General features: G+C 59.9%; 18 protein-coding genes, 1 tRNA gene and 1 riboswitch. Of the genes, 18 read left to right on the top strand and 1 reads right to left on the bottom strand.

Going from position 1 to position 20240, the window contains the following annotated elements:
* The first annotated feature begins 76 nt into the window (after positions 1-76).
* The 13 genes from I9H07_RS06965 (at position 77) to astE (ending at position 13282) form a co-directional block, all read left to right on the top strand.
* Complete coding sequence (locus I9H07_RS06965) at positions 77-853, top strand: ABC transporter substrate-binding protein (RefSeq protein WP_024675552.1); 777 nt, start codon at positions 77-79, stop codon at positions 851-853.
* Between the two features lie 76 nt (positions 854-929).
* Positions 930-1619: an ABC transporter permease gene (locus I9H07_RS06970; RefSeq protein ID WP_002554442.1), complete on the top strand. Its 690-nt coding sequence runs from the start codon at positions 930-932 to the stop codon at positions 1617-1619.
* Positions 1616-2314, top strand: a complete 699-nt coding sequence (locus I9H07_RS06975) for an ABC transporter permease (protein WP_058391786.1) — start codon at positions 1616-1618, stop codon at positions 2312-2314. Before I9H07_RS06970 ends, I9H07_RS06975 begins: the two co-directional genes overlap by 4 nt.
* Position 2315: 1 nt before the next feature.
* A complete protein-coding gene (locus I9H07_RS06980; protein ID WP_024675549.1) occupies positions 2316-3428 on the top strand; it encodes a succinylglutamate desuccinylase/aspartoacylase family protein in 1113 nt (370 codons plus the stop codon).
* A 22-nt stretch (positions 3429-3450) separates the two neighbouring features.
* Positions 3451-4215, top strand: a complete 765-nt coding sequence (locus I9H07_RS06985; protein ID WP_024675548.1) for an ABC transporter ATP-binding protein — start codon at positions 3451-3453, stop codon at positions 4213-4215.
* Between the two features lie 136 nt (positions 4216-4351).
* Complete coding sequence (argR, locus tag I9H07_RS06990) at positions 4352-5338, top strand: transcriptional regulator ArgR (protein WP_236425226.1); 987 nt, start codon at positions 4352-4354, stop codon at positions 5336-5338.
* 236 nt (positions 5339-5574) lie between these two features.
* Positions 5575-6792, top strand: a complete 1218-nt coding sequence (locus I9H07_RS06995) for an aspartate aminotransferase family protein (RefSeq protein ID WP_236425225.1) — start codon at positions 5575-5577, stop codon at positions 6790-6792.
* Between the two features lie 133 nt (positions 6793-6925).
* Positions 6926-7957, top strand: a complete 1032-nt coding sequence (gene aruF, locus I9H07_RS07000; protein ID WP_024675545.1) for an arginine/ornithine succinyltransferase subunit alpha — start codon at positions 6926-6928, stop codon at positions 7955-7957.
* A gap of 63 nt (positions 7958-8020) precedes the next feature.
* Complete coding sequence (gene astA / locus I9H07_RS07005; protein ID WP_024675544.1) at positions 8021-9046, top strand: arginine N-succinyltransferase; 1026 nt, start codon at positions 8021-8023, stop codon at positions 9044-9046.
* Positions 9043-10512, top strand: coding sequence for a succinylglutamate-semialdehyde dehydrogenase (astD, locus tag I9H07_RS07010; RefSeq protein ID WP_236426145.1), 1470 nt, complete (start codon positions 9043-9045; stop codon positions 10510-10512). The genes astA and astD overlap by 4 nt, the downstream gene beginning before the upstream one ends.
* A 49-nt stretch (positions 10513-10561) precedes the next feature.
* Positions 10562-11908, top strand: coding sequence for an N-succinylarginine dihydrolase (gene astB / locus I9H07_RS07015; RefSeq protein WP_236424191.1), 1347 nt, complete (start codon positions 10562-10564; stop codon positions 11906-11908).
* A 64-nt stretch (positions 11909-11972) separates the two neighbouring features.
* Positions 11973-12263 (top strand): hypothetical protein, encoded by a 291-nt coding sequence (locus I9H07_RS07020; RefSeq protein WP_024675541.1) that lies wholly within the window; start codon positions 11973-11975, stop codon positions 12261-12263.
* 11 nt (positions 12264-12274) lie between these two features.
* Positions 12275-13282: a succinylglutamate desuccinylase gene (gene astE / locus I9H07_RS07025; protein WP_236424190.1), complete on the top strand. Its 1008-nt coding sequence runs from the start codon at positions 12275-12277 to the stop codon at positions 13280-13282.
* A 310-nt stretch (positions 13283-13592) separates the two neighbouring features.
* Here the strand turns inward: astE and I9H07_RS07030 are convergent, their stop codons facing one another.
* A complete protein-coding gene (locus I9H07_RS07030; protein ID WP_058391793.1) occupies positions 13593-14105 on the bottom strand; it encodes a 6,7-dimethyl-8-ribityllumazine synthase in 513 nt (170 codons plus the stop codon).
* Positions 14106-14231: 126 nt separating this feature from the next.
* A riboswitch (FMN riboswitch) is annotated at positions 14232-14398 on the bottom strand.
* A gap of 212 nt (positions 14399-14610) precedes the next feature.
* On the opposite strand from I9H07_RS07030, the gene ltaE reads away from it, so the two are divergent.
* The 5 genes from ltaE to I9H07_RS07055 all read left to right on the top strand — a co-directional run bounded on the left by ltaE (position 14611) and on the right by I9H07_RS07055 (position 20221).
* Entirely contained in the window at positions 14611-15615 is a 1005-nt protein-coding gene (ltaE, locus tag I9H07_RS07035; protein ID WP_236424188.1) for a low-specificity L-threonine aldolase, read from the top strand.
* Between the two features lie 144 nt (positions 15616-15759).
* A complete protein-coding gene (gene alaS, locus I9H07_RS07040; RefSeq protein ID WP_024672496.1) occupies positions 15760-18384 on the top strand; it encodes an alanine--tRNA ligase in 2625 nt (874 codons plus the stop codon).
* Between the two features lie 91 nt (positions 18385-18475).
* Positions 18476-19708, top strand: a complete 1233-nt coding sequence (locus I9H07_RS07045) for an aspartate kinase (RefSeq protein WP_024672495.1) — start codon at positions 18476-18478, stop codon at positions 19706-19708.
* Positions 19709-19879: 171 nt separating this feature from the next.
* Positions 19880-20068 carry a carbon storage regulator CsrA gene (csrA, locus tag I9H07_RS07050; protein ID WP_002554426.1) on the top strand — a complete coding sequence of 63 codons (189 nt, stop codon included), beginning with the start codon at positions 19880-19882 and terminating at the stop codon, positions 20066-20068.
* A gap of 62 nt (positions 20069-20130) precedes the next feature.
* Positions 20131-20221, top strand: a tRNA-Ser gene (locus I9H07_RS07055).
* Positions 20222-20240: the final 19 nt, after the last annotated feature.

A 20240-nucleotide genomic window follows, 5' to 3' on the forward strand; every position in this document is an offset into this window, starting at 1 on the left:
TCCGAAATAGTCCTTTTGCACATTGGGCGCTTGCTCACTTTGCCACTTGTCGTGCTTCACCGATGGAGTTCTTGAAATGAAAAAGCTCATGCTTATTGGCGCGCTGGCGTTGTCCGTGCTCGCCCAGCCGACGTTTGCTGACGAAAAACCGCTGAAAATCGGTATTGAAGCAGCTTACCCTCCGTTTGCCTCCAAGGCACCGGATGGCAGCATCGTCGGTTTCGACTACGACATCGGCAATGCGCTGTGTGAAGAAATGAAGACCAAATGCACGTGGGTCGAGCAGGAATTCGACGGCCTGATCCCGGCACTCAAAGTGCGCAAGATCGATGCGATCCTGTCGTCGATGTCCATCACCGACGACCGCAAGAAGTCCGTGGATTTCACCGGCAAGTATTACAATTCACCAGCGCGTCTGGTGATGAAAGACGGCACCACGGTCAGTGACAGCCTGGCTGAACTCAAGGGCAAGAAGATCGGCGTGCAGCGTGGTTCGATCCACGAGCGTTTCGCCCGTGAAGTCCTCGCCCCGCAAGGTGTTGTAGTGACGCCGTACGGTTCGCAGAACGAAATTTACCTGGACATCGGTGCAGGTCGTCTGGACGGCACCATTGCTGACGCCACGCTGCTGCAGGACGGTTTCCTGAAAACCGACGCTGGCAAGGGCTATGCATTCGTAGGCCCATCGTTTGCCGACCCTAAATACTTCGGTGACGGCATCGGCATCGCTGTACGCAAAGGCGACAAGGCCAACCTCGATCGCCTCAATGCCGCCATTGCCGCGATCCGCGCCAACGGCAAATACAAGGCTATTCAGGACAAGTATTTCGACTTCGACATCTACGGCAAGTAAGTCGTCGCAACGAGATGGCGCAAACAGGGTTGCCTGGCTTGCGCCATTTTTATTCCACGCTTGAGGACCGCACATCATGTTGAAAGGTTACGGGGCTGTCATCCTCGAAGGTGCATGGCTGACATTGCAGCTGGCCCTGTCGTCGATGGCTCTGGCGATCGTTCTCGGTCTGATCGGCGTGGCGCTGCGTCTGTCGCCGGTACGCTGGATTGCCTGGCTGGGCGATTTGTACAGCACAGTGATTCGCGGCATACCGGATCTGGTGCTGATCCTGCTGATCTTCTACGGCGGTCAGGATTTGCTCAACCGCGTCGCGCCGTTGCTGGGTTTCGACGACTATATCGACCTCGATCCGTTGCTGGCCGGTATCTGCACCCTGGGTTTTATCTTTGGTGCATACCTCTCGGAAACCTTTCGCGGTGCCTTCATGGCAATCCCCAAAGGGCAGGCCGAGGCGGGCATGGCGTATGGTCTGAGCAGCGGCAAGGTGTTCTTCCGCATTCTGGTGCCGCAGATGATTCGTCTGGCGATACCCGGTTTCACCAACAACTGGCTGGTGCTGACCAAGGCCACCGCGCTGATTTCCGTGGTCGGCTTGCAGGACATGATGTTCAAGGCCAAGCAGGCGGCAGATGCCACTCGCGAGCCTTTCACCTTCTTTCTGGCGGTTGCGGCGATGTACCTGGTGATCACTAGTGTTTCGCTGCTCGCTTTGCGTTATCTGGAAAAACGCTACTCGGTAGGCGTCAGGGCGGCTGACCTATGATCTTCGACTACAACATGATCTGGGAAAACCTGCCGCTGTATTTCGGTGGCCTGCTGACGACCCTCAAGCTGCTGGCGATTTCCCTCGCGTTCGGGCTGCTGGCCGCGTTGCCGCTGGGCCTGATGCGGGTCTCGAAAAACCCGTGGGTAAACATGCCGGCCTGGCTGTACACCTACGTGATCCGCGGCACACCGATGCTGGTGCAGCTGTTCCTGATCTATTACGGGCTGGCGCAATTCGACGCGGTACGTGAAAGCGTCTTCTGGCCGTGGCTGTCCAGCGCAACGTTTTGCGCCTGTCTGGCGTTTGCCATCAATACCAGCGCTTACACCGCCGAAATCATTGCCGGCAGCCTCAAGGCCACGCCCGCTGGCGAGATCGAAGCAGCCCGTGCCATGGGCATGTCGAAAGCCAAGATGTACCGCCGCATTCTGCTGCCGTCGGCCTTGCGCCGGGCACTGCCGCAGTACAGCAACGAAGTGCTCATGATGTTGCAGGCCACCAGTCTGGCTTCCATCGTGACCCTGATCGACATTACAGGCGCGGCGCGGACCATCAATGCGCAGTTCTACCTGCCTTTCGAGGCCTACGTCACCGCTGGCGTCTTTTATCTGTGCCTGACGTTCATTCTGGTGCGGCTGTTCAAGATGGCGGAGCGTCGCTGGCTGGGCTACCTCGCCCCAAGAAAGGTCTGACATGCAAAGAATCGATCATGTATTGCCGTGGAGCACCCTCGGCACCGAACGTAAACTCAGTGTCTTTCGATTTGGCACCGGCGAGCGCAAGGCGTATATCCAGGCCAGCCTGCATGCGGACGAACTGCCGGGCATGCGCACGGCCTGGGAGCTGAAAAAACGCCTGACCGAGCTGGAACAGCAAGGCATGCTCAAAGGCGTGGTCGAGCTGGTGCCGGTCGCCAATCCGCTGGGTCTGGGGCAGTTGCTGCAAGGTGCGCATCAAGGGCGTTTCGAGTTCGGCAGCGGCAAGAACTTCAACCGTGACTTCACTGAACTGAGCGAGCCGGTCGCCGAATTGCTGGAAGGCCAGCTGGGCGATGACCCTCGTGCCAATACTCAGTTGATTCGTCAGGCCATGAGCCGTGCACTTGAGCATCTGCCCGCAGCGCAAAGCGAGTTGCAAGGCATGCAGCGCATCCTGCTCGGGCATGCCTGCACCGCCGATGTGGTGCTCGACCTGCACTGCGACGCCGACGCTGCCCTGCACATGTACGCGCTGCCGCAGCACTGGCCGCAATGGCGATCCTTGTCGGCGCACCTGAATATTCAGGTCGCGCTGCTGGCCGAGGATTCTGGCGGTAGCTCGTTCGATGAAGCCTGTTCGCTGCCGTGGCTGCGTCTCTCACGGATTTTCCCTCAGGCGCAGATCCCGCTGGCGTGTCTGGCGACCACCATCGAGCTGGGCGGCCAGGCCGATACCGGCAAGCCACAGGCGCAAGCGCACGCCGAGGGTATTCTGGCGTTTCTGGCCGAGCAGGGTTTCATCAGTGGCGACTGGCCGCAGCCTGCTCATGAAGCCTGCGAAGGCATGCCCTTCGAAGGCACCGAATTGCTCTACGCGCCGCATCCCGGTGTGGTGACTTTTCTGCGCGCTGCCGGCGACCGGGTGGAAGTCGGCGAGCCGTTGTTCGAGGTCATCGATCCGCTGTCCGATCAGGTCAGTACCATTTGTGCGAATACCGCCGGGGTGTTGTTCGCCATCGAGCGGCTTCGCTACGCTCAACCGGGTTTCTGGCTGGCCAAGGTGGCGGGGCGCACCGCGTTGCGTCACGGGCGTCTGCTCAGTGATTGACCGTTCTGTGAGAAACGAAAGCATGAACAAACTGGAAGTGCAGGACCTGCACAAGCGCTATGGCAGTCACGAAGTGATCAAGGGCGTGTCCCTGACGGCCAGGGCTGGCGATGTCATCAGTATCATCGGCTCCAGCGGTTCGGGGAAAAGCACCTTCCTGCGCTGCATCAACCTGCTTGAACAGCCTCATGCCGGCAAGATTCTGCTCAACAACGAAGAGCTGAAGCTGGTGCCGAACAAGGAAGGTGGGCTCAAGGCTGCCGACGCCAAACAATTGCAGCGCATGCGTTCGCGGCTGTCCATGGTGTTTCAGCACTTCAATCTGTGGTCACACATGACCGCGCTGCAAAACGTTATCGAAGCGCCGATTCATGTGCTGGGCGTTTCGAAGAAGGAAGCGCTGGAGAAGGCCGAACACTATCTGGCCAAGGTCGGTGTGTCGCATCGCAAAGACGCGTACCCAGGGCACATGTCCGGTGGCGAGCAGCAACGTGTGGCGATTGCCCGTGCGCTGGCGATGGAGCCCGAGGTGATGCTGTTCGACGAGCCGACCTCGGCACTCGACCCGGAGCTGGTCGGTGACGTACTCAAGGTCATGCAGGGCCTGGCGCAGGAAGGCCGGACCATGGTGGTGGTGACGCACGAAATGGGCTTTGCGCGGGAAGTCTCCAACCAGCTGGTGTTCCTGCATCAGGGCGTGGTGCTGGAGCGCGGAGAGCCGCGTGACGTGCTGGCCAATCCGCAGACCGAGCGTTTGCAACAGTTTCTGTCCGGCAGCCTCAAGTGACGATCGGCATCGCATGGCGGTGCCTTTTTACAGCAGAACAGGGCATGCTGCGCGACGCGCGACATGACCTGGATGTTCCAGATCGAGCCCCGTTTTGCGGGCTTGGCTTTTGCGGCAATACGTAGCGGATGTCCCAATGACTGCCCATCGAATCGGTTTCCTTGTCTGGCCCGGCACCAACGCCCTGACCCTGGCGCTTGCCGAGGAAGCCTTGCGCGTTGCTCAGCGGGTTCATCCCGAGGTGGTCTACGAATTGTCGTTTCTGCAGGCCGAGGCGGGCGAGCCGGCAGCCGATGCCTGGCAATTGCCGGGCAAACCTTGGGCGGGCCAGCTGGAGGGGTTTCAGAAGCTGTTTTTGCTGGCTGACGAGCCGCCTGCTTCAGTAGCCCCGGCGCTGGGCAGTGCGATCAAGCAACTGGTGCGTGCGGGCTGTTCGATTGGCGGCTTGTCGGCGGGGGTTTACCCACTCGCGCAACTGGGCTTGCTGGATGGCTATCGCGCTGCAGTCCATTGGCGCTGGCAGGATGATTTTGCCGAGCGTTTCCCGAAAGTCATCGCCACCAGCCATCTGTTCGACTGGGACCGTGATCGCCTCACCGCCTGCGGAGGCATGTCGGTGCTCGACCTGCTGCTGGCCGTGCTGTCTCGCGATCACGGGGCTGAACTGGCCGGTGCTGTGTCCGAAGAACTGGTGGTCGAGCGCATTCGCGAAGGCGGCGAGCGTCAGCGCATTCCGTTGCAGAATCGCCTCGGCTCCAGCCATCCGAAACTGACCCAGGCCGTGCTGTTGATGGAAGCCAACATCGAAGAGCCGCTGACCACCGATGAAATCGCCCAGCACGTGTGTGTGTCGCGCCGCCAGCTGGAACGGATCTTCAAGCAGTACCTCAATCGCGTGCCGAGCCAGTACTACCTGGAACTGCGCCTCAACAAGGCCCGCCAGATGCTGATGCAGACCAGCAAGTCGATCATTCAGATCGGTCTGTCCTGCGGGTTCTCGTCAGGGCCGCATTTCTCCAGCGCCTATCGCAACTTCTTCGGCGCCACGCCGCGTGAAGACCGCAATCAGCGACGCAGCAGCAGCCCGTTCGAACTTTCGCCGGTGCCTGCCGAGCGCGGATGATCCCTCTTGTTACAGCGCAATTGCTTGTCGACAGTTCAAGTCCAGACAGCTCAGGTTCAATCCGTTTAAACTGCGCCTTTGTGACGCAATATGTCGCATTGCCGAAAAGCTCGAAAAACCCCGGTGTTGCGCTGTAACAAGTTGTCGCCTGGCGGCAAGGCCGAACAGAATTCAGTCCTTACAATCTTCCCATCGCTCGCCAGTTTCAGGCAGGCGTTCCTCATCAGGAGACTCCGATGTCCGTTGAGCATGCTGCGGTGCAACGCGCCGATTTCGACCAGGTAATGGTCCCCAATTACGCGCCGGCCGGGTTTATTCCCGTACGCGGTGCGGGCTCCCGCGTCTGGGATCAGGCGGGGCGCGAGCTGGTGGACTTCTCGGGCGGGATCGCCGTCAACGTATTGGGCCATTGCCATCCGGCGCTGGTCGGTGCCTTGACCGAGCAGGCCAATAACCTCTGGCACGTGTCCAACGTGTTCACCAACGAGCCTACCCTGCGCCTGGCCAGGAAACTGGTGGACGCGACTTTCGCCGAGCGCGTGTTCTTCTGTAACTCCGGTGCCGAAGCCAACGAAGCGGCCTTCAAGCTGGCGCGTCGTGTGGCGCATGACCTGCATGGCCCCGACAAGTACGAAATCATAGCAGCCGTAAACAGCTTTCATGGCCGTACCCTGTTCACTGTGAGTGTTGGCGGTCAGCCGAAATACTCTGACGGTTTCGGGCCGAAGATCACTGGCATCAGCCATGTGCCTTACAACGACCTCGACGCGTTGAAAGCTGCCGTGACCGACAAGACCTGCGCCGTGGTGCTGGAGCCGATTCAGGGCGAGGGCGGCGTTTTGCCGGGTCAGCTGGAATACCTGCAAGGCGCACGCAAGCTGTGTGACGAGCACAACGCGCTGCTGGTGTTCGACGAAGTGCAGAGCGGTATGGGCCGTAGCGGTCATCTGTTCGCCTACATGCATTACGGCGTGACCCCGGACATTCTGTCCAGCGCGAAAAGCATCGGCGGCGGTTTCCCGCTGGCGGCCATGCTGACCACCGAAAAGCTCGCCAAGCACTTCGCCGTTGGCGTTCACGGCACCACGTACGGCGGCAACCCGCTGGCCTGTGCGGTCGGTGAAGCGGTGATCGACGTGATCAACACACCTGAAGTGCTGGCTGGCGTGCAGCGCAAGCATCAGCAGTTCAAGACCCGTCTCGAAAGCATCGGCCAGCACTATGGCGTGTTCACCGAAGTGCGTGGGCTGGGCCTGTTGATCGGCTGCGTGCTGTCCGAGGCCTGGAAAGGCAAGGCCAAGGACATCTTCAATGCGGCCGAAGCCCAGGATTTGATGATTCTGCAAGCCGGTCCTGACGTGATTCGTTTTGCGCCAAGCCTGGTGATCGAAGACGCGGACATCGAAGAGGGCCTGAACCGCTTCGAGCGCGCTATCGCCAAACTGACGTCCTGATTCGCGTGCCGTTCTCCGGTGTTTGCCTGATCGGCGAGCCCCGGACATTTTTCTGCGCTGTGCAGCATCACGCTGCCTGGCGCGTTTATCAGAGCCGGTCGTCACGGCCGGTCGATCTACAAGGAGTGGCACCATGCTGGTAATGCGCCCTGCGCAAATGGCTGATCTGGCCGAGGTTCAACGCCTCGCTGCCGACAGCCCTATCGGTGTCACGTCCTTGCCCGACGATGCTGGCCGCCTGACCGACAAGATCAGCTCGTCGGAAGCGTCGTTCGCCGCCGAAGTAAGCTTCAACGGTGAAGAAACCTATTTCTTCGTGCTGGAAGACAGCGAGAGCGGCAAGCTGGTGGGCTGTTCGGGCATCGTCGCGTCGGCGGGCTATTCCGAGCCGTTCTACAGCTTTCGCAACGAAACGTTTGTGCATGCTTCTCGCGAACTGAAGATTCACAACAAGATTCACGTTCTGTCGCAGTGCCACGATCTGACGGGCAACAGTTTGCTGACCAGCTTCTACGTGGTCCCGGAACTGGTGGGCACGTCCTGGTCGGAACTCAACTCGCGGGGCCGCCTGCTGTTTGTCGCCAGCCATCCCGAGCGCTTTGCCGACTCGGTGGTCACCGAAATCGTCGGTTACAGCGACGAGCACGGCGATTCGCCGTTCTGGGACGCCATCGGGCGCAACTTCTTCGATCTCAATTACGCTGCCGCCGAACGCCTGTGCGGGCTGAAAAGCCGGACCTTCCTCGCCGAGCTGATGCCCCATTACCCGATCTACGTGCCACTGCTGCCTGACGCCGCGCAAGAGGCCATGGGCCAGGTGCATCCGCGTGCGCAGATCACCTTCGACATTCTGATGCGCGAAGGTTTTGAAACCGATCATTACATCGACATCTTTGACGGTGGCCCGACACTGCACGCCAAGGTCTCGGGGATTCGCTCCATCGCACAGAGCCGTCTGGTGCCGGTCAAGGTTGAGACAGCGCAAGGCAGCGATGTCGGCAAGGGCGGGCGTCTGTATCTGGTCGCCAATGGCTTGTTACAGGATTACCGCGCCGTGTTGCTTGAACTGGACTGGGCACCCGGCCGGCCGGTGGTGCTGAGCCTGCAGGCTGCCGACGCACTGGGCGTGGGTGAAGGTGCCAGTGTGCGGATCGTCGCGGTCTGAGCCAGACGTTCGATTGCTGATTAGCGAGTTTCAAGGCTCTCGATGAGCCGCCGAGGAGATAACATGATCGTTCGTCCCGTACGCAGCAGCGACCTGCCCGCGTTGATCGAACTGGCGCGCAGCACTGGCGCCGGTCTGACGACCCTGCCTGCCAATGAGCAGCGTCTGGCGCACCGTGTCGGCTGGGCTGAAAAGACTTTTCGCGGGGAAGCCGAGCGCGGCGACGCCGATTACCTGTTCGTGCTTGAAGATGACGACGGCAAAGTGGTGGGCATTTCCGCTATTGCCGGTGCCGTCGGGCTGCGCGAGCCCTGGTACAACTACCGGGTCGGGCTGACCGTCAGCGCCTCGCAGGAACTGAATATCTACCGGGAAATTCCGACGCTGTTCCTGGCCAACGACCTGACCGGCAATTCCGAGCTGTGCTCGTTGTTCCTGCACAGCGATTCGCGCAACGGCCTCAATGGTCGTCTGCTGTCGAAAGCGCGCATGTTGTTCATCGCCGAATTCCCGAAACTGTTCGGCAACAAGATCATTGCCGAAATGCGCGGCATGTCCGACGAGAATGGCCGCTCGCCGTTCTGGGAAAGCCTGGGGCGGCATTTCTTCAAGATGGAATTCAGCCAGGCCGATTACCTGACCGGCGTGGGCAACAAGGCGTTTATCGCTGAACTGATGCCCAAGTTTCCACTGTACAGCTGCTTTCTGTCCGAAGACGCACGCAACGTGATCGGCCGCGTACATGCCGACACCGAGCCTGCGCTGGCCATGCTCAAGGGCGAGGGCTTTTCGTATCAGGGCTACGTCGACATCTTCGACGCTGGACCGGCGATCGAGTGCGAGACCGGCAAGATCCGTGCAGTCAAGGACAGCCAGACTCTGGTGCTGGCCATTGGTACGCCGGGCGACGACGCACCACAATTCCTGATCTATAACCGCAAGCGTGAGGACTGCCGCATCACCGTCGGCGCTGCGCGCTTTGCCGCCGGTACGCTGGTGGTCGACCCGCAAACCGCCAAACGCCTGCGCATGAGCGCCGGTGACAACGTGCGTGCAGTTCCGTTGTCTGCGGCGCGGGAGGGCATTTGATGAGTACGCTGTATATCGCGGGTGTCTGGCAGGCCGGACAGGGCGAACTGTTCCATTCGTTGAACCCGGTGACCCAGCAAACGCTGTGGTCCGGGCAAGGCGCGACGGCAGAGCAGGTCGAGCAGGCGGTGCAGGCTGCACGTCAGGCGTTTCCTGACTGGGCGCTTCGTTCGCTGGATCAGCGCATCGCGGTGCTGGAAGCGTTTGCGGCCAGCCTCAAGCAGCACGCTGACGAACTGGCGCAGTGCATCGGTGAGGAAACCGGCAAGCCGTTGTGGGAATCGGCGACTGAAGTGACCAGCATGGTCAACAAGATCGCGATTTCGGTGCAGAGCTATCGCGAAAGAACCGGTGAAAAGAGCGGCCCGCTGGGCGATGCCACTGCCGTGCTGCGGCACAAGCCGCATGGCGTGGTTGCCGTGTTCGGGCCGTACAACTTTCCCGGTCACTTGCCGAATGGCCACATCGTTCCGGCGTTGCTGGCCGGTAATACCGTGCTGTTCAAACCCAGCGAGCTGACGCCGAAAGTCGCCGAACTGACCGTCAAGTGCTGGATCGAGGCCGGGCTGCCTGCCGGTGTGCTGAACCTGCTGCAGGGTGGCCGCGAAACCGGTATCGCGCTGGCGGCCAATCCGGGGATCGACGGGCTGTTCTTCACCGGGTCGAGCCGCACGGGTAACGCACTGCATCAACAGTTCGCCGGGCGTCCGGACAAGATCCTCGCGCTGGAAATGGGTGGTAACAATCCGCTGGTGGTCGATCAGGTTCAAGACATCGAAGCGGCGGTGTACGCCATCATTCAGTCGGCGTTTATTTCTGCGGGCCAGCGTTGCACCTGTGCGCGCCGTCTGCTGGTGCCCGAGGGTGACTGGGGCGATGCCTTGCTGGCGCGATTGGTGGCGGTGAGCGCGACGATCGACGTCGGCGCTTTCGACCAACAGCCTGCGCCGTTCATGGGCTCGGTGATTTCGCTGGAAGCGGCGCGTGCCTTGCTGGACGCGCAGCGCGACCTGCTGGCCAACGGTGCGGTGACCTTGCTGGAAATGCGTCAGCCGCAGGCCAACGCCGCATTGCTGACGCCAGGCATTGTCGATGTCAGCGGCGTCTCCGACAGGCCCGACGAAGAGCTGTTCGGCCCGTTGCTGCAAGTGATTCGCTACGCCGATTTCGCTGCGGCCATCACTGAAGCCAATGCCACCCGGTATGGTCTGGCAGCCGGTTTGCTGTCCGATTCCGAAGCGCGCTATCAGCAATTCTGGCTGCAGAGCCGCGCCGGGATCGTCAACTGGAACAAGCAGTTGACCGGGGCTGCCAGCAGCGCGCCATTTGGCGGCGTGGGGGCTTCGGGCAATCACCGGGCCAGCGCTTATTACGCAGCAGATTACTGTGCGTATCCGGTGGCTTCACTGGAAACCGGCAGCCTGACCTTGCCTGCGACATTGACCCCTGGTATCAGGCTGAATTGACAGTGCGCGCGACGAATGCTTATAAAAACAGATCCACGGAGCCTTGCCGATGAAGTCCTGTGAAGTGAATTTTGACGGTCTGGTCGGGCCAACCCATAACTACGGCGGGTTGTCCTACGGTAACGTCGCCTCCCAGAGCAACAGCCAGCAGTGCGCGAACCCGCGTGAGGCGGCGCTGCAAGGCCTGGCGAAAATGAAAGCGCTGATGGACCTCGGGTTTACCCAGGGCGTGCTGGCGCCTCAGGAGCGTCCCGACGTTGCCGGTCTGCGGCAATTGGGTTTTACCGGCAGTGACGCGCAGGTGATCGAAAAAGCGGCCCGTCAGGATATGCCGCTGCTGGTCGCCAGTTGCTCGGCGTCGAGCATGTGGGTGGCCAACGCCGCGACGGTCAGCCCCAGCGCTGATACCGCCGACGGCCGCGTGCATTTCACTGCCGCCAACCTCAATTGCAAATACCATCGCAGCATCGAGCATCCGACCACCAGCCGCGTGCTGGGGGCGATGTTTGCCGATGAGCAGCACTTCGCCCATCACCCGGCATTGCCGCCAGTGGCGCAGTTCGGCGACGAAGGCGCAGCCAACCACACGCGGTTCTGTACAGATTACGGCCAGGCCGGGATCGAGTTTTTCGTGTTTGGCCGCAGCGCCTTCGACACCCGCTATCCTGCGCCGCAGAAGTATCCGGCGCGCCAGACCCTTGAAGCGTCACGCGCCGTCGCGCGCCTGCACGGTTTGAGCGAGGAGGGCGTGGTCTACGGGCAGCAGAACCCGGCTGTTATCGATCAGGGCGTGTTTCACAACGACGTGATTGCGGTCGGCAATGGCGACGTGCTGTTTTATCACGAGGATGCCTTCCTCCATACCGCGCAGATGCTTGGCGAGCTGCGCGACAAACTCAGCCGTGTCGGCGGGCAATTACGGGCAATCTGCGTGCCGCGTGCCGAAGTATCGGTTCAGGATGCAGTGCGCTCGTACCTGTTCAACAGTCAGTTATTGTCACGCGCCGATGGCTCCATGCTGCTGGTCGTGCCGCAGGAATGCCAGGCTAACGCCAACGTCTGGGGTTACCTGCAGCGGCTGATTGCCGACGAAGGCCCGGTCACCGAGGTCAAGGTGTTCGACCTCAAGCAGAGCATGCAGAACGGCGGCGGTCCGGCGTGCCTGCGCTTGCGCGTGGCGATCAATGAAGTCGAGCTGACAGCGGTGAACCCGGGCGTGATCATGACTGCGCCGCTGTACGACACCCTGACGCAATGGGTGGACAGGCACTACCGTGATCGCATGAGCGAAAACGATCTGGCCGACCCCCGATTGTTGACTGAATGCCGGACGGCATTGGATGAACTGACGCAAATCCTTAAACTGGGCGCCGTTTATCCGTTTCAACTGATTTGAAACACCCTGCGTGTCGGGGCTACACAGCCCGACGCACGATTTTCTTTATAGAGAGCATTCCGATATGAGCGACGCCCTGCAACTGATCCTCGAAGACACCGATGGCACCCAGCTGGAAACATCCTGCACCCGCGTTGCCGTGATCTGGCAGGGCAAGGAACTGTGGATTCAACAGGACGGCCGTGGCCAATTGCTGATCGGCGTTGACGTCGAAGAAGACGATGCCGAATACGCCAACCTGCTGTTGCGTCCGCTGGCGACCAATCTGGTCAGCCTGCAACTGGAAATGGAACCGGCCGACATCGGCGCTGAAGAAGATGACGGTCACGTTCACGGCCCTGACTGCAATCACTAAGGAAGCACCGCATGCTCGCCCTCGGCAAACTGCTTGAACTGACCCTGGCTGGACGTGAGCCAGCGGAAAAGACTCAACTGACCGTCGAAGGCGTGCGCATGCGCTGGCTGAGCGAGGGGGCTCTGGAAGTCCGCCCGCCACAGGCTCGTGACAATGGCACTGACCTGCTGTTGTCTGCCGGTATTCATGGCAACGAGACTGCGCCCATCGAGCTGCTGGATGAACTGATCCGCAGCATCGCGCGCGGCGATCTCAAGCCGCGCGCCCGTATTCTGTTCCTGTTCGGCAACCTCGACGCCATGCGGCGCGGCACACGATTTGTCGAGCAGGACGTCAACCGGCTGTTCAACGGTCGTCACGAGCAAAGTAGTGGCGCGGAAGCCTTGCGCGCTGCCGAGCTTGAGCGACTGGCAGCCAGTTTTTTCAGCCTGCCGGACCGCTATCGCCTGCATTACGACCTGCACACCGCCATTCGTGGTTCGAAGATCGAGCAGTTTGCGTTGTACCCGTGGAAAGAAGGCCGTCAGCACTCTCGCCGCGAACTGGCCCGTTTGCACGCGGCGGGCATGAGCGCGGTGTTGTTGCAGAACAAGCCGTCCATTGTGTTCAGCGCGTACACCTACGATCAGTTGGAGGCCGAGGCATTCACGCTGGAACTGGGCAAGGCCCGGCCGTTCGGGCAGAACCAGCAAGTCAACCTCGCGCCGCTACGCCTGTGTCTGGAACAGATCATCGAAGGCTCCGAGCCTGAGCTGGATGAAAGCCTTGAGGGATTGCAACTGTTCAGCGTGGCGCGGGAAGTCATCAAACGCAGCGATGCGTTCACCTTCAACCTGGCGGATGACGTAGAGAACTTTTCCGAACTGGAAAAAGGTTACGTGCTGGCTGAAGACGTTAGCGATTCACGCTGGGTGGTGGAGGAGGAGGGGGCACGGATCATCTTTCCCAACCCCAAGGTCAAAAACGGCCTGCGAGCGGGGATTGTGATTGTGCCCACTGATGCGGATAACCTCGGCTGATCGCTCGGCACCCTCAAGACCGGACGCAGAGCGTCCAGAACGGCATTCCCACGCGGAGCGTAGGGAACGATAATCTCACCTCCGACTACCACGCTGGTGCGTGCGGAACGATAATCCCGACTATCGTGCGACGCTCCGCGTCGGCATGCCGTTCAGGACGCTCCGCGTCCTCTTTGCGACGCAGAGCGTCGAGAACTGCGTTCCCACGCTGGAGCGTAGAGAACGATAATCTCACCGCCGACAACCGCGCTGGCGCTTGGTGGAACAAGAGTCGCCCCGAGGAACGTCTCTCGTGCCGCTGCTACGCGTTTCAGCAGGCCGCTTTCTGCTGTGCATCCAGACGACGCAGGCTACGAACCTTGTTCAACGTATCCGCGCAGGTCTTGGCCGCTTCTTCGCCTTTGTGCACGAAGTGATTGAAGAAGAACTTCTGATGCTCTTCGCCCGAATGAAAGTGGTGCGGCGTCAGGACCACGGAGAAGACCGGTACTTCGGTTTCCAGCTGGACCTGCATCAACGCGCTGACCACTGACTGAGCGACGAATTCGTGGCGGTAGATACCACCGTCCACCACCAGTGCGGCACCGACAATACCCGCGTAGCGACCGGTATTGGCAAGCAGTTTTGCGTGCAGCGGAATTTCAAAAGCACCACCGACTTCAAAGATGTCGATGTCACTTTCGGCGTAGCCCTGATTGGCCATTTCGGCGATGAAACCTTTACGGCTCTGGTCGACGATATCTTTGTGCCAGCAGGCCTGGATGAACGCGACACGTTCGTTCGAATGGTTTTTGCTTTTGCTGTCAATTGCGGTGGGTTGCACGTGTTCTGACTCCTGTTTATGAAAAAAACAGGGCATTTGGATCGAAAGGGATTCAAGTCGCGTAGGAAAACCTCCTGAACGATGTCGTTCATGATGAGGTTTTGCAGACGTTCTTGCAGACACCAATCCCGCTCTCTCTTCATCCGGACTATGACCGTCGGCCCCGGAATCACACCGGGTCTGCTGACCTTGCAGATCGCCCGCCAAAGCTGCGACCTTCAAGCGCTCGCGGGCTAGACACATTGCGCGCCATTACCGCCGGTGGGGAGTTACACCCCGCCCTGAGAACGTTGCCGTCACTTTACGTGGCCGGCGGGGGATTTTTATCACAGATCAATCAATCATGCATGGACACTTTCGTACGGTACACCTACCTTTTTCTTCTAAGGAAACGGCGTATCGGCAGTCGTAGCGCTTGATTATCATGTACGCCTGCTCAAGTAATGCCTTGTTGCAAGCCAAAGGTTGCATGCATTATCGATCTTCAATTTCAGGGAGCTTTTTCGTGACCGTCATCGATCTGCGCAGCGACACAGTGACTTTGCCCACGGCGGGCATGCTCGACGCCATGGCCCATGCGCCTGTAGGCGATGATGTTTATGGTGAGGACCCGACGGTCAATCTGCTCGAAGCAACCCTGGCCGAGCGCCTCGGGTTTGACGCTGCACTGTTCGTCCCTTCCGGCACCATGAGCAATCTGCTGGCGCTGATGGCGCACTGTGAGCGTGGCGACGAATACATCGTTGGCCAGCAGGCGCATACCTATAAATACGAAGGCGGCGGCGCAGCGGTGCTGGGTTCGATCCAGCCGCAGCCGCTTGAAGTGCAGGCTGATGGTTCGCTTGACCTTCAGCAAGTGCGCGACTTCATTAAACCCGACGACTTTCACTTTGCCCGCACACGGCTGCTGGCACTGGAAAACACCATGCAGGGCAAAGTGCTGCCTCAGGCTTACCTCGCCGCTGCGCGCAAACTCACGCTGGATAAGGGCATCGCGCTGCATCTGGACGGTGCCAGGCTGTATAACGCAGTGGTGAAGCTGGGCGTTGATGCGCGCGAGATCACCAGGCACTTCGATTCGGTGTCCGTGTGCCTGTCCAAGGGCCTGGGCGCGCCGGTCGGTTCGGTGCTGTGCGGATCGCAGGCGCTGATCGCCAAGGCGCGTCGCCTGCGCAAAATGGTTGGCGGCGGCATGCGTCAGGCCGGCAGCCTCGCAGCCGCCGGGCTCTACGCACTGGATCATCAGGTCGAGCGACTGGCCGACGATCATGCCAACGCAGCGTTTCTGGCCAAGGGCCTGAGCGAGCTGGGTTACAGCGTCGAGCCGGTGCAAACCAACATGGTCTATGTGCAGGTCGGGGAGCGCGCCGCCGCGCTCAAGGCCTTTTGTGCCGAGCGTGGCATGCGGCTCACCGCTGCGCCGAGGCTGCGCATGGTCACCCACCTGAATGTCTCGCGTGCTCAGACAGAACAGGTGATCGCCGCATTCGCAGCGTTTGAACATTCATGACATGCCGATAATCCAGTTACTTGTTTCTATCGCACAAACACACTGTACCGAGGGCGCAACGCCTATATAATGCGGCCCTTTGCCGTCGCTACGTCATTTGACGTTTTGCACTTGCCTCTGGCCGCAGTCTCCGTGGAAGAACCTATGAAAAGCGCAGAAATCCGTGAAGCCTTCCTTGGCTTCTTCGAAGAGCAAGGCCACACCCGTGTCGCTTCAAGCTCCTTGATTCCGGGCAACGACCCAACCCTGCTGTTCACCAACGCAGGCATGAACCAGTTCAAGGATTGCTTCCTGGGCCAGGAAAAACGCGCCTACACCCGCGCTGTCACCAGTCAGAAATGCGTGCGCGCCGGTGGCAAGCACAACGACCTGGAGAACGTCGGCTATACCGCTCGTCACCACACTTTTTTCGAAATGCTGGGCAACTTCAGCTTTGGTGACTATTTCAAGCGTGATGCCATTACCTACGCCTGGACCTTTCTGACCTCCGAAAAGTGGCTGAACCTGCCCAAGGAAAAGCTCTGGGTCACGGTCTACGCGACTGACGACGAAGCCTACGACATCTGGACCAAGGAAGTCGGCGTGCCTGCCGAGCGCATGGTTCGCATCGGCGACAACAAAGGCGCGCCTTACGCGTCCGATAACTTCTGGACCATGGGTGATACCGGCCCGTGCGGCCCTTGCAGCGAGATATTCTTCGATCACGGCCCGGACATCTGGGGCGGCCCGCCGGGTTCGCCGGAAGAAGACGGCGACCGTTACATCGAAATCTGGAACAACGTGTTCATGCAGTTCAACCGCACCGCAGACGGCGTGCTGCACCCACTGCCAGCGCCGTCGGTGGATACCGGCATGGGCCTGGAGCGTGTCAGTGCCGTTTTGCAGCACGTGCATTCCAACTACGAAATCGACCTGTTCCAGAGCCTGCTGGCCGCGTCAGCCAAGGCCATCGGTTGCAGCAACGACAATCAGGCGTCGCTGAAGGTTGTGGCTGACCACATCCGCTCGTGCGGCTTCCTGATCGCCGATGGCGTACTGCCTTCCAACGAAGGCCGCGGCTACGTGCTGCGCCGTATCATTCGTCGCGCCTGCCGCCACGGCAACAAGCTCGGTGCCAAGGGCAGCTTCTTCTATCAGATCGTGGCGGCCCTGGTCGCCGAGATGGGGTCTGCTTTCCCTGAACTGGTGCAACAACAGTCGCACATTGAACGCGTCCTCAAAGGTGAAGAAGAGCAGTTCGCCAAGACCCTGGAACAGGGTTTGAAAATCCTCGAGCAGGATCTGGCCGAGCTGAAAGGCACCGTGGTGCCTGGCGAAGTAGTGTTCAAACTGTATGACACTTACGGTTTCCCGATGGACCTGACCGGTGACATCGCCCGTGAGCGTAATCTGACGCTGGACGAAGAAGGCTTCGAGCGCGAAATGGACGCCCAGCGCGTGCGCGCCCGTTCGGCCAGCTCGTTCGGTATGGACTACAACAGCCTGGTCAAGGTCGATGTGGCCACTCAGTTCACCGGCTATTCGGCGACCACCGGCAGCGCCACAGTCGTTGCTCTGTACAAAGAAGGTCAGTCCGTCACGCACCTGAACGAAGGTGAGGAGGGCGTTGTTATCCTCGACATCACGCCGTTCTATGCCGAATCGGGCGGCCAGATCGGCGACAGCGGTTTTCTGCTGGCTGGCGAAGCGCGCTTTGATGTCAGCGACACCACCAAGACCGGCGGTGCGTTCCTGCACCACGGCGTTGTGGCGTCCGGCAGCCTGAGCGTTGGCGCGCAGGTTGAAACACAAGTGGCTGATGAAGTCCGCGATGCAACCAAATTGAACCATTCGGCCACTCACTTGCTGCACGCCGCATTGCGTCAGGTGCTGGGTGAGCACGTTCAGCAGAAAGGCTCGCTGGTCGACAGTCAGCGTCTGCGTTTCGACTTCAGCCACTTCGAGGCCATCAAGCCTGAGCAATTGCGTGCGCTGGAAGATATCGTCAACGCCGAGATTCGCAAGAACACGCCGGTGGTTACCGAAGAAACCGACATCGAAACCGCCAGGAAGAAAGGCGCCATGGCGCTGTTTGGCGAGAAGTACGGCGACAGCGTGCGCGTACTGAGCATGGGCGGTGAGTTTTCCGTCGAGCTGTGTGGTGGCATTCACGCCAGCCGCACCGGTGACATCGCGCTGTTCAAGATCGTCAGTGAGGGCGGTGTTGCTGCCGGCGTGCGCCGTATCGAAGCGGTGACCGGTGCTGCGGCACTCGCCTGGCTGAATTCGGCAGAAGATCAACTCAAGGAAGCCGCGACGCTGGTCAAAGGCAATCGCGACAACTTGCTGGACAAGCTGACGGCGGTGCTTGAACGCAACCGTCTGCTGGAAAAGCAACTGGAACAACTGCAAGCCAAGGCCGCCAGTGCTGCCGGTGACGATCTGTCGTCGGCTGCGCAGGATGTCAAAGGGGTCAAGGTTCTGGCCACGCGCCTGGATGGTCAGGACGGCAAGGCGCTTCTGGCGCTTGTCGACCAGTTGAAGAACAAGCTCGGCCGCGCAGTGATCCTGCTCGGCAGTGTTCATGAAGACAAGGTTGTCTTGGTCGCAGGCGTGACCAAGGACCTGACTGGCCAACTCAAAGCCGGTGATTTGATGAAGCAGGCGGCCGCTGCAGTCGGTGGTAAAGGCGGCGGTCGTCCTGATATGGCTCAAGGCGGTGGTGTCGATGCAGGTGCGCTGGATGCTGCACTGGCACTGACCGTTCCTTTTGTAGAGCAAGGTATCTGAATCGAATCCGCCGGGCCGCCGACCAAGGGTGGCCCGGCGACGGATTCGACTATCAATGGGTGCTCTTAACGGGTTCTGAGGCGGCTTTGAGATGGCTTTAATCGTACAGAAATTTGGCGGCACCTCCGTGGGCTCTGTAGAGCGCATTGAGCAGGTGGCCGACAAGGTCAAGAAATTCCGCGAGGCGGGCGACGACCTGGTGGTCGTGCTGTCGGCCATGAGCGGCGAAACCAATCGTCTGATCGAACTGGCCAGGCAGATCAGTGACCAGCCGGTTCCCCGTGAACTGGACGTCATCGTCTCCACGGGCGAGCAGGTCACCATCGCGCTGCTGGCGATGGCGCTGATCAAGCGTGGCGTGCCTGCGGTGTCCTACACCGGTAACCAGGTGCGTATTCTCACCGACAGCGCGCATAACAAGGCGCGCATTCTGCAAATCGACGATCAGAAGATCCGCTCCGACCTGAAAGCGGGTCGTGTGGTGGTGGTTGCCGGTTTCCAGGGTGTCGACGAGCACGGCAATATCACCACGCTGGGTCGTGGCGGCTCCGATACCACGGGTGTGGCGCTGGCCGCTGCCCTGAAGGCGGATGAGTGCCAGATCTATACCGACGTCGATGGTGTCTACACCACCGATCCGCGTGTGGTGGCGCAGGCTCAGCGTCTGGACAAGATCACTTTCGAAGAGATGCTGGAAATGGCCAGCCTCGGTTCCAAGGTGTTGCAGATCCGTGCGGTCGAGTTCGCCGGCAAATACAACGTCCCGCTGCGCGTTCTGCACAGCTTCAAAGAGGGGCCGGGCACCCTTATTACCATTGATGAAGAGGAAACCATGGAACAGCCGATCATTTCCGGCATCGCTTTCAATCGCGATGAGGCCAAGCTGACCATCCGTGGTGTGCCAGACACCCCCGGTGTGGCGTTCAAGATTCTGGGCCCGATCAGTGCGGCGAACATCGAAGTGGACATGATCGTGCAGAATGTCTCGCACGATAACACCACCGATTTCACCTTCACGATCCATCGCAACGATTACCAGGCGGCCTTGCAGGTGCTTGAGACGACCGCGCGCGAAATCAGCGCCCGTGAAGTTTCCGGCGATACCAAGATCGCCAAGGTGTCGATCGTCGGCGTCGGCATGCGCTCGCATGCGGGCGTTGCCAGTCGCATGTTCGAAGCACTGGCCAAGGAGAGCATCAATATCCAGATGATCTCCACGTCAGAGATCAAGGTCTCTGTGGTCATCGAAGAAAAGTATCTGGAGTTGGCTGTGCGCGCATTGCACACGGCATTCGAGCTGGATGCTCCTCGGCAGGGTGAATGACCCTGTCGTCTGAAGGCACGGTCTGACCGTGCCTTCTGGATACTGCGCAGAAAGGCTGATGTTTTCTTTGCGTAAGTCGATACACAGGTAATGGCTATGGCTTTTTGCCAGTTGCTATTGCCTATTGGTTTGCAGACTGTTGTCCCTGAATAAAGGCGTAAGGAGAAAAGTATGCTGATTCTGACTCGTCGGTGCGCAGAAAGCCTGATCATCGGTGACGGTGAAATCACCGTGACCGTGCTTGGTGTGAAGGGTAATCAGGTGCGTATTGGTGTCAATGCGCCCAAGGAAGTCGCTGTCCATCGTGAAGAGATTTACCTGCGTATCAAGAAAGAGAAGGACGAAGAACCAAGCCATTAATTTTTATTGAATTTTTGGTTTGCAAACGGGGAAAAGGGTGGTTATTATACGCCCCGTGTTGCGGAGAGCTGGCCGAGTGGCCGAAGGCGCTCCCCTGCTAAGGGAGTACACCTCAAAAGGGTGTCGGGGGTTCGAATCCCCCGTTCTCCGCCATTATTTATGTAGTGCGTCA

The sequence above is a fragment of the Pseudomonas syringae genome (assembly GCF_023278085.1).
Lineage (GTDB): Bacteria > Pseudomonadota > Gammaproteobacteria > Pseudomonadales > Pseudomonadaceae > Aquipseudomonas > Aquipseudomonas syringae_Q.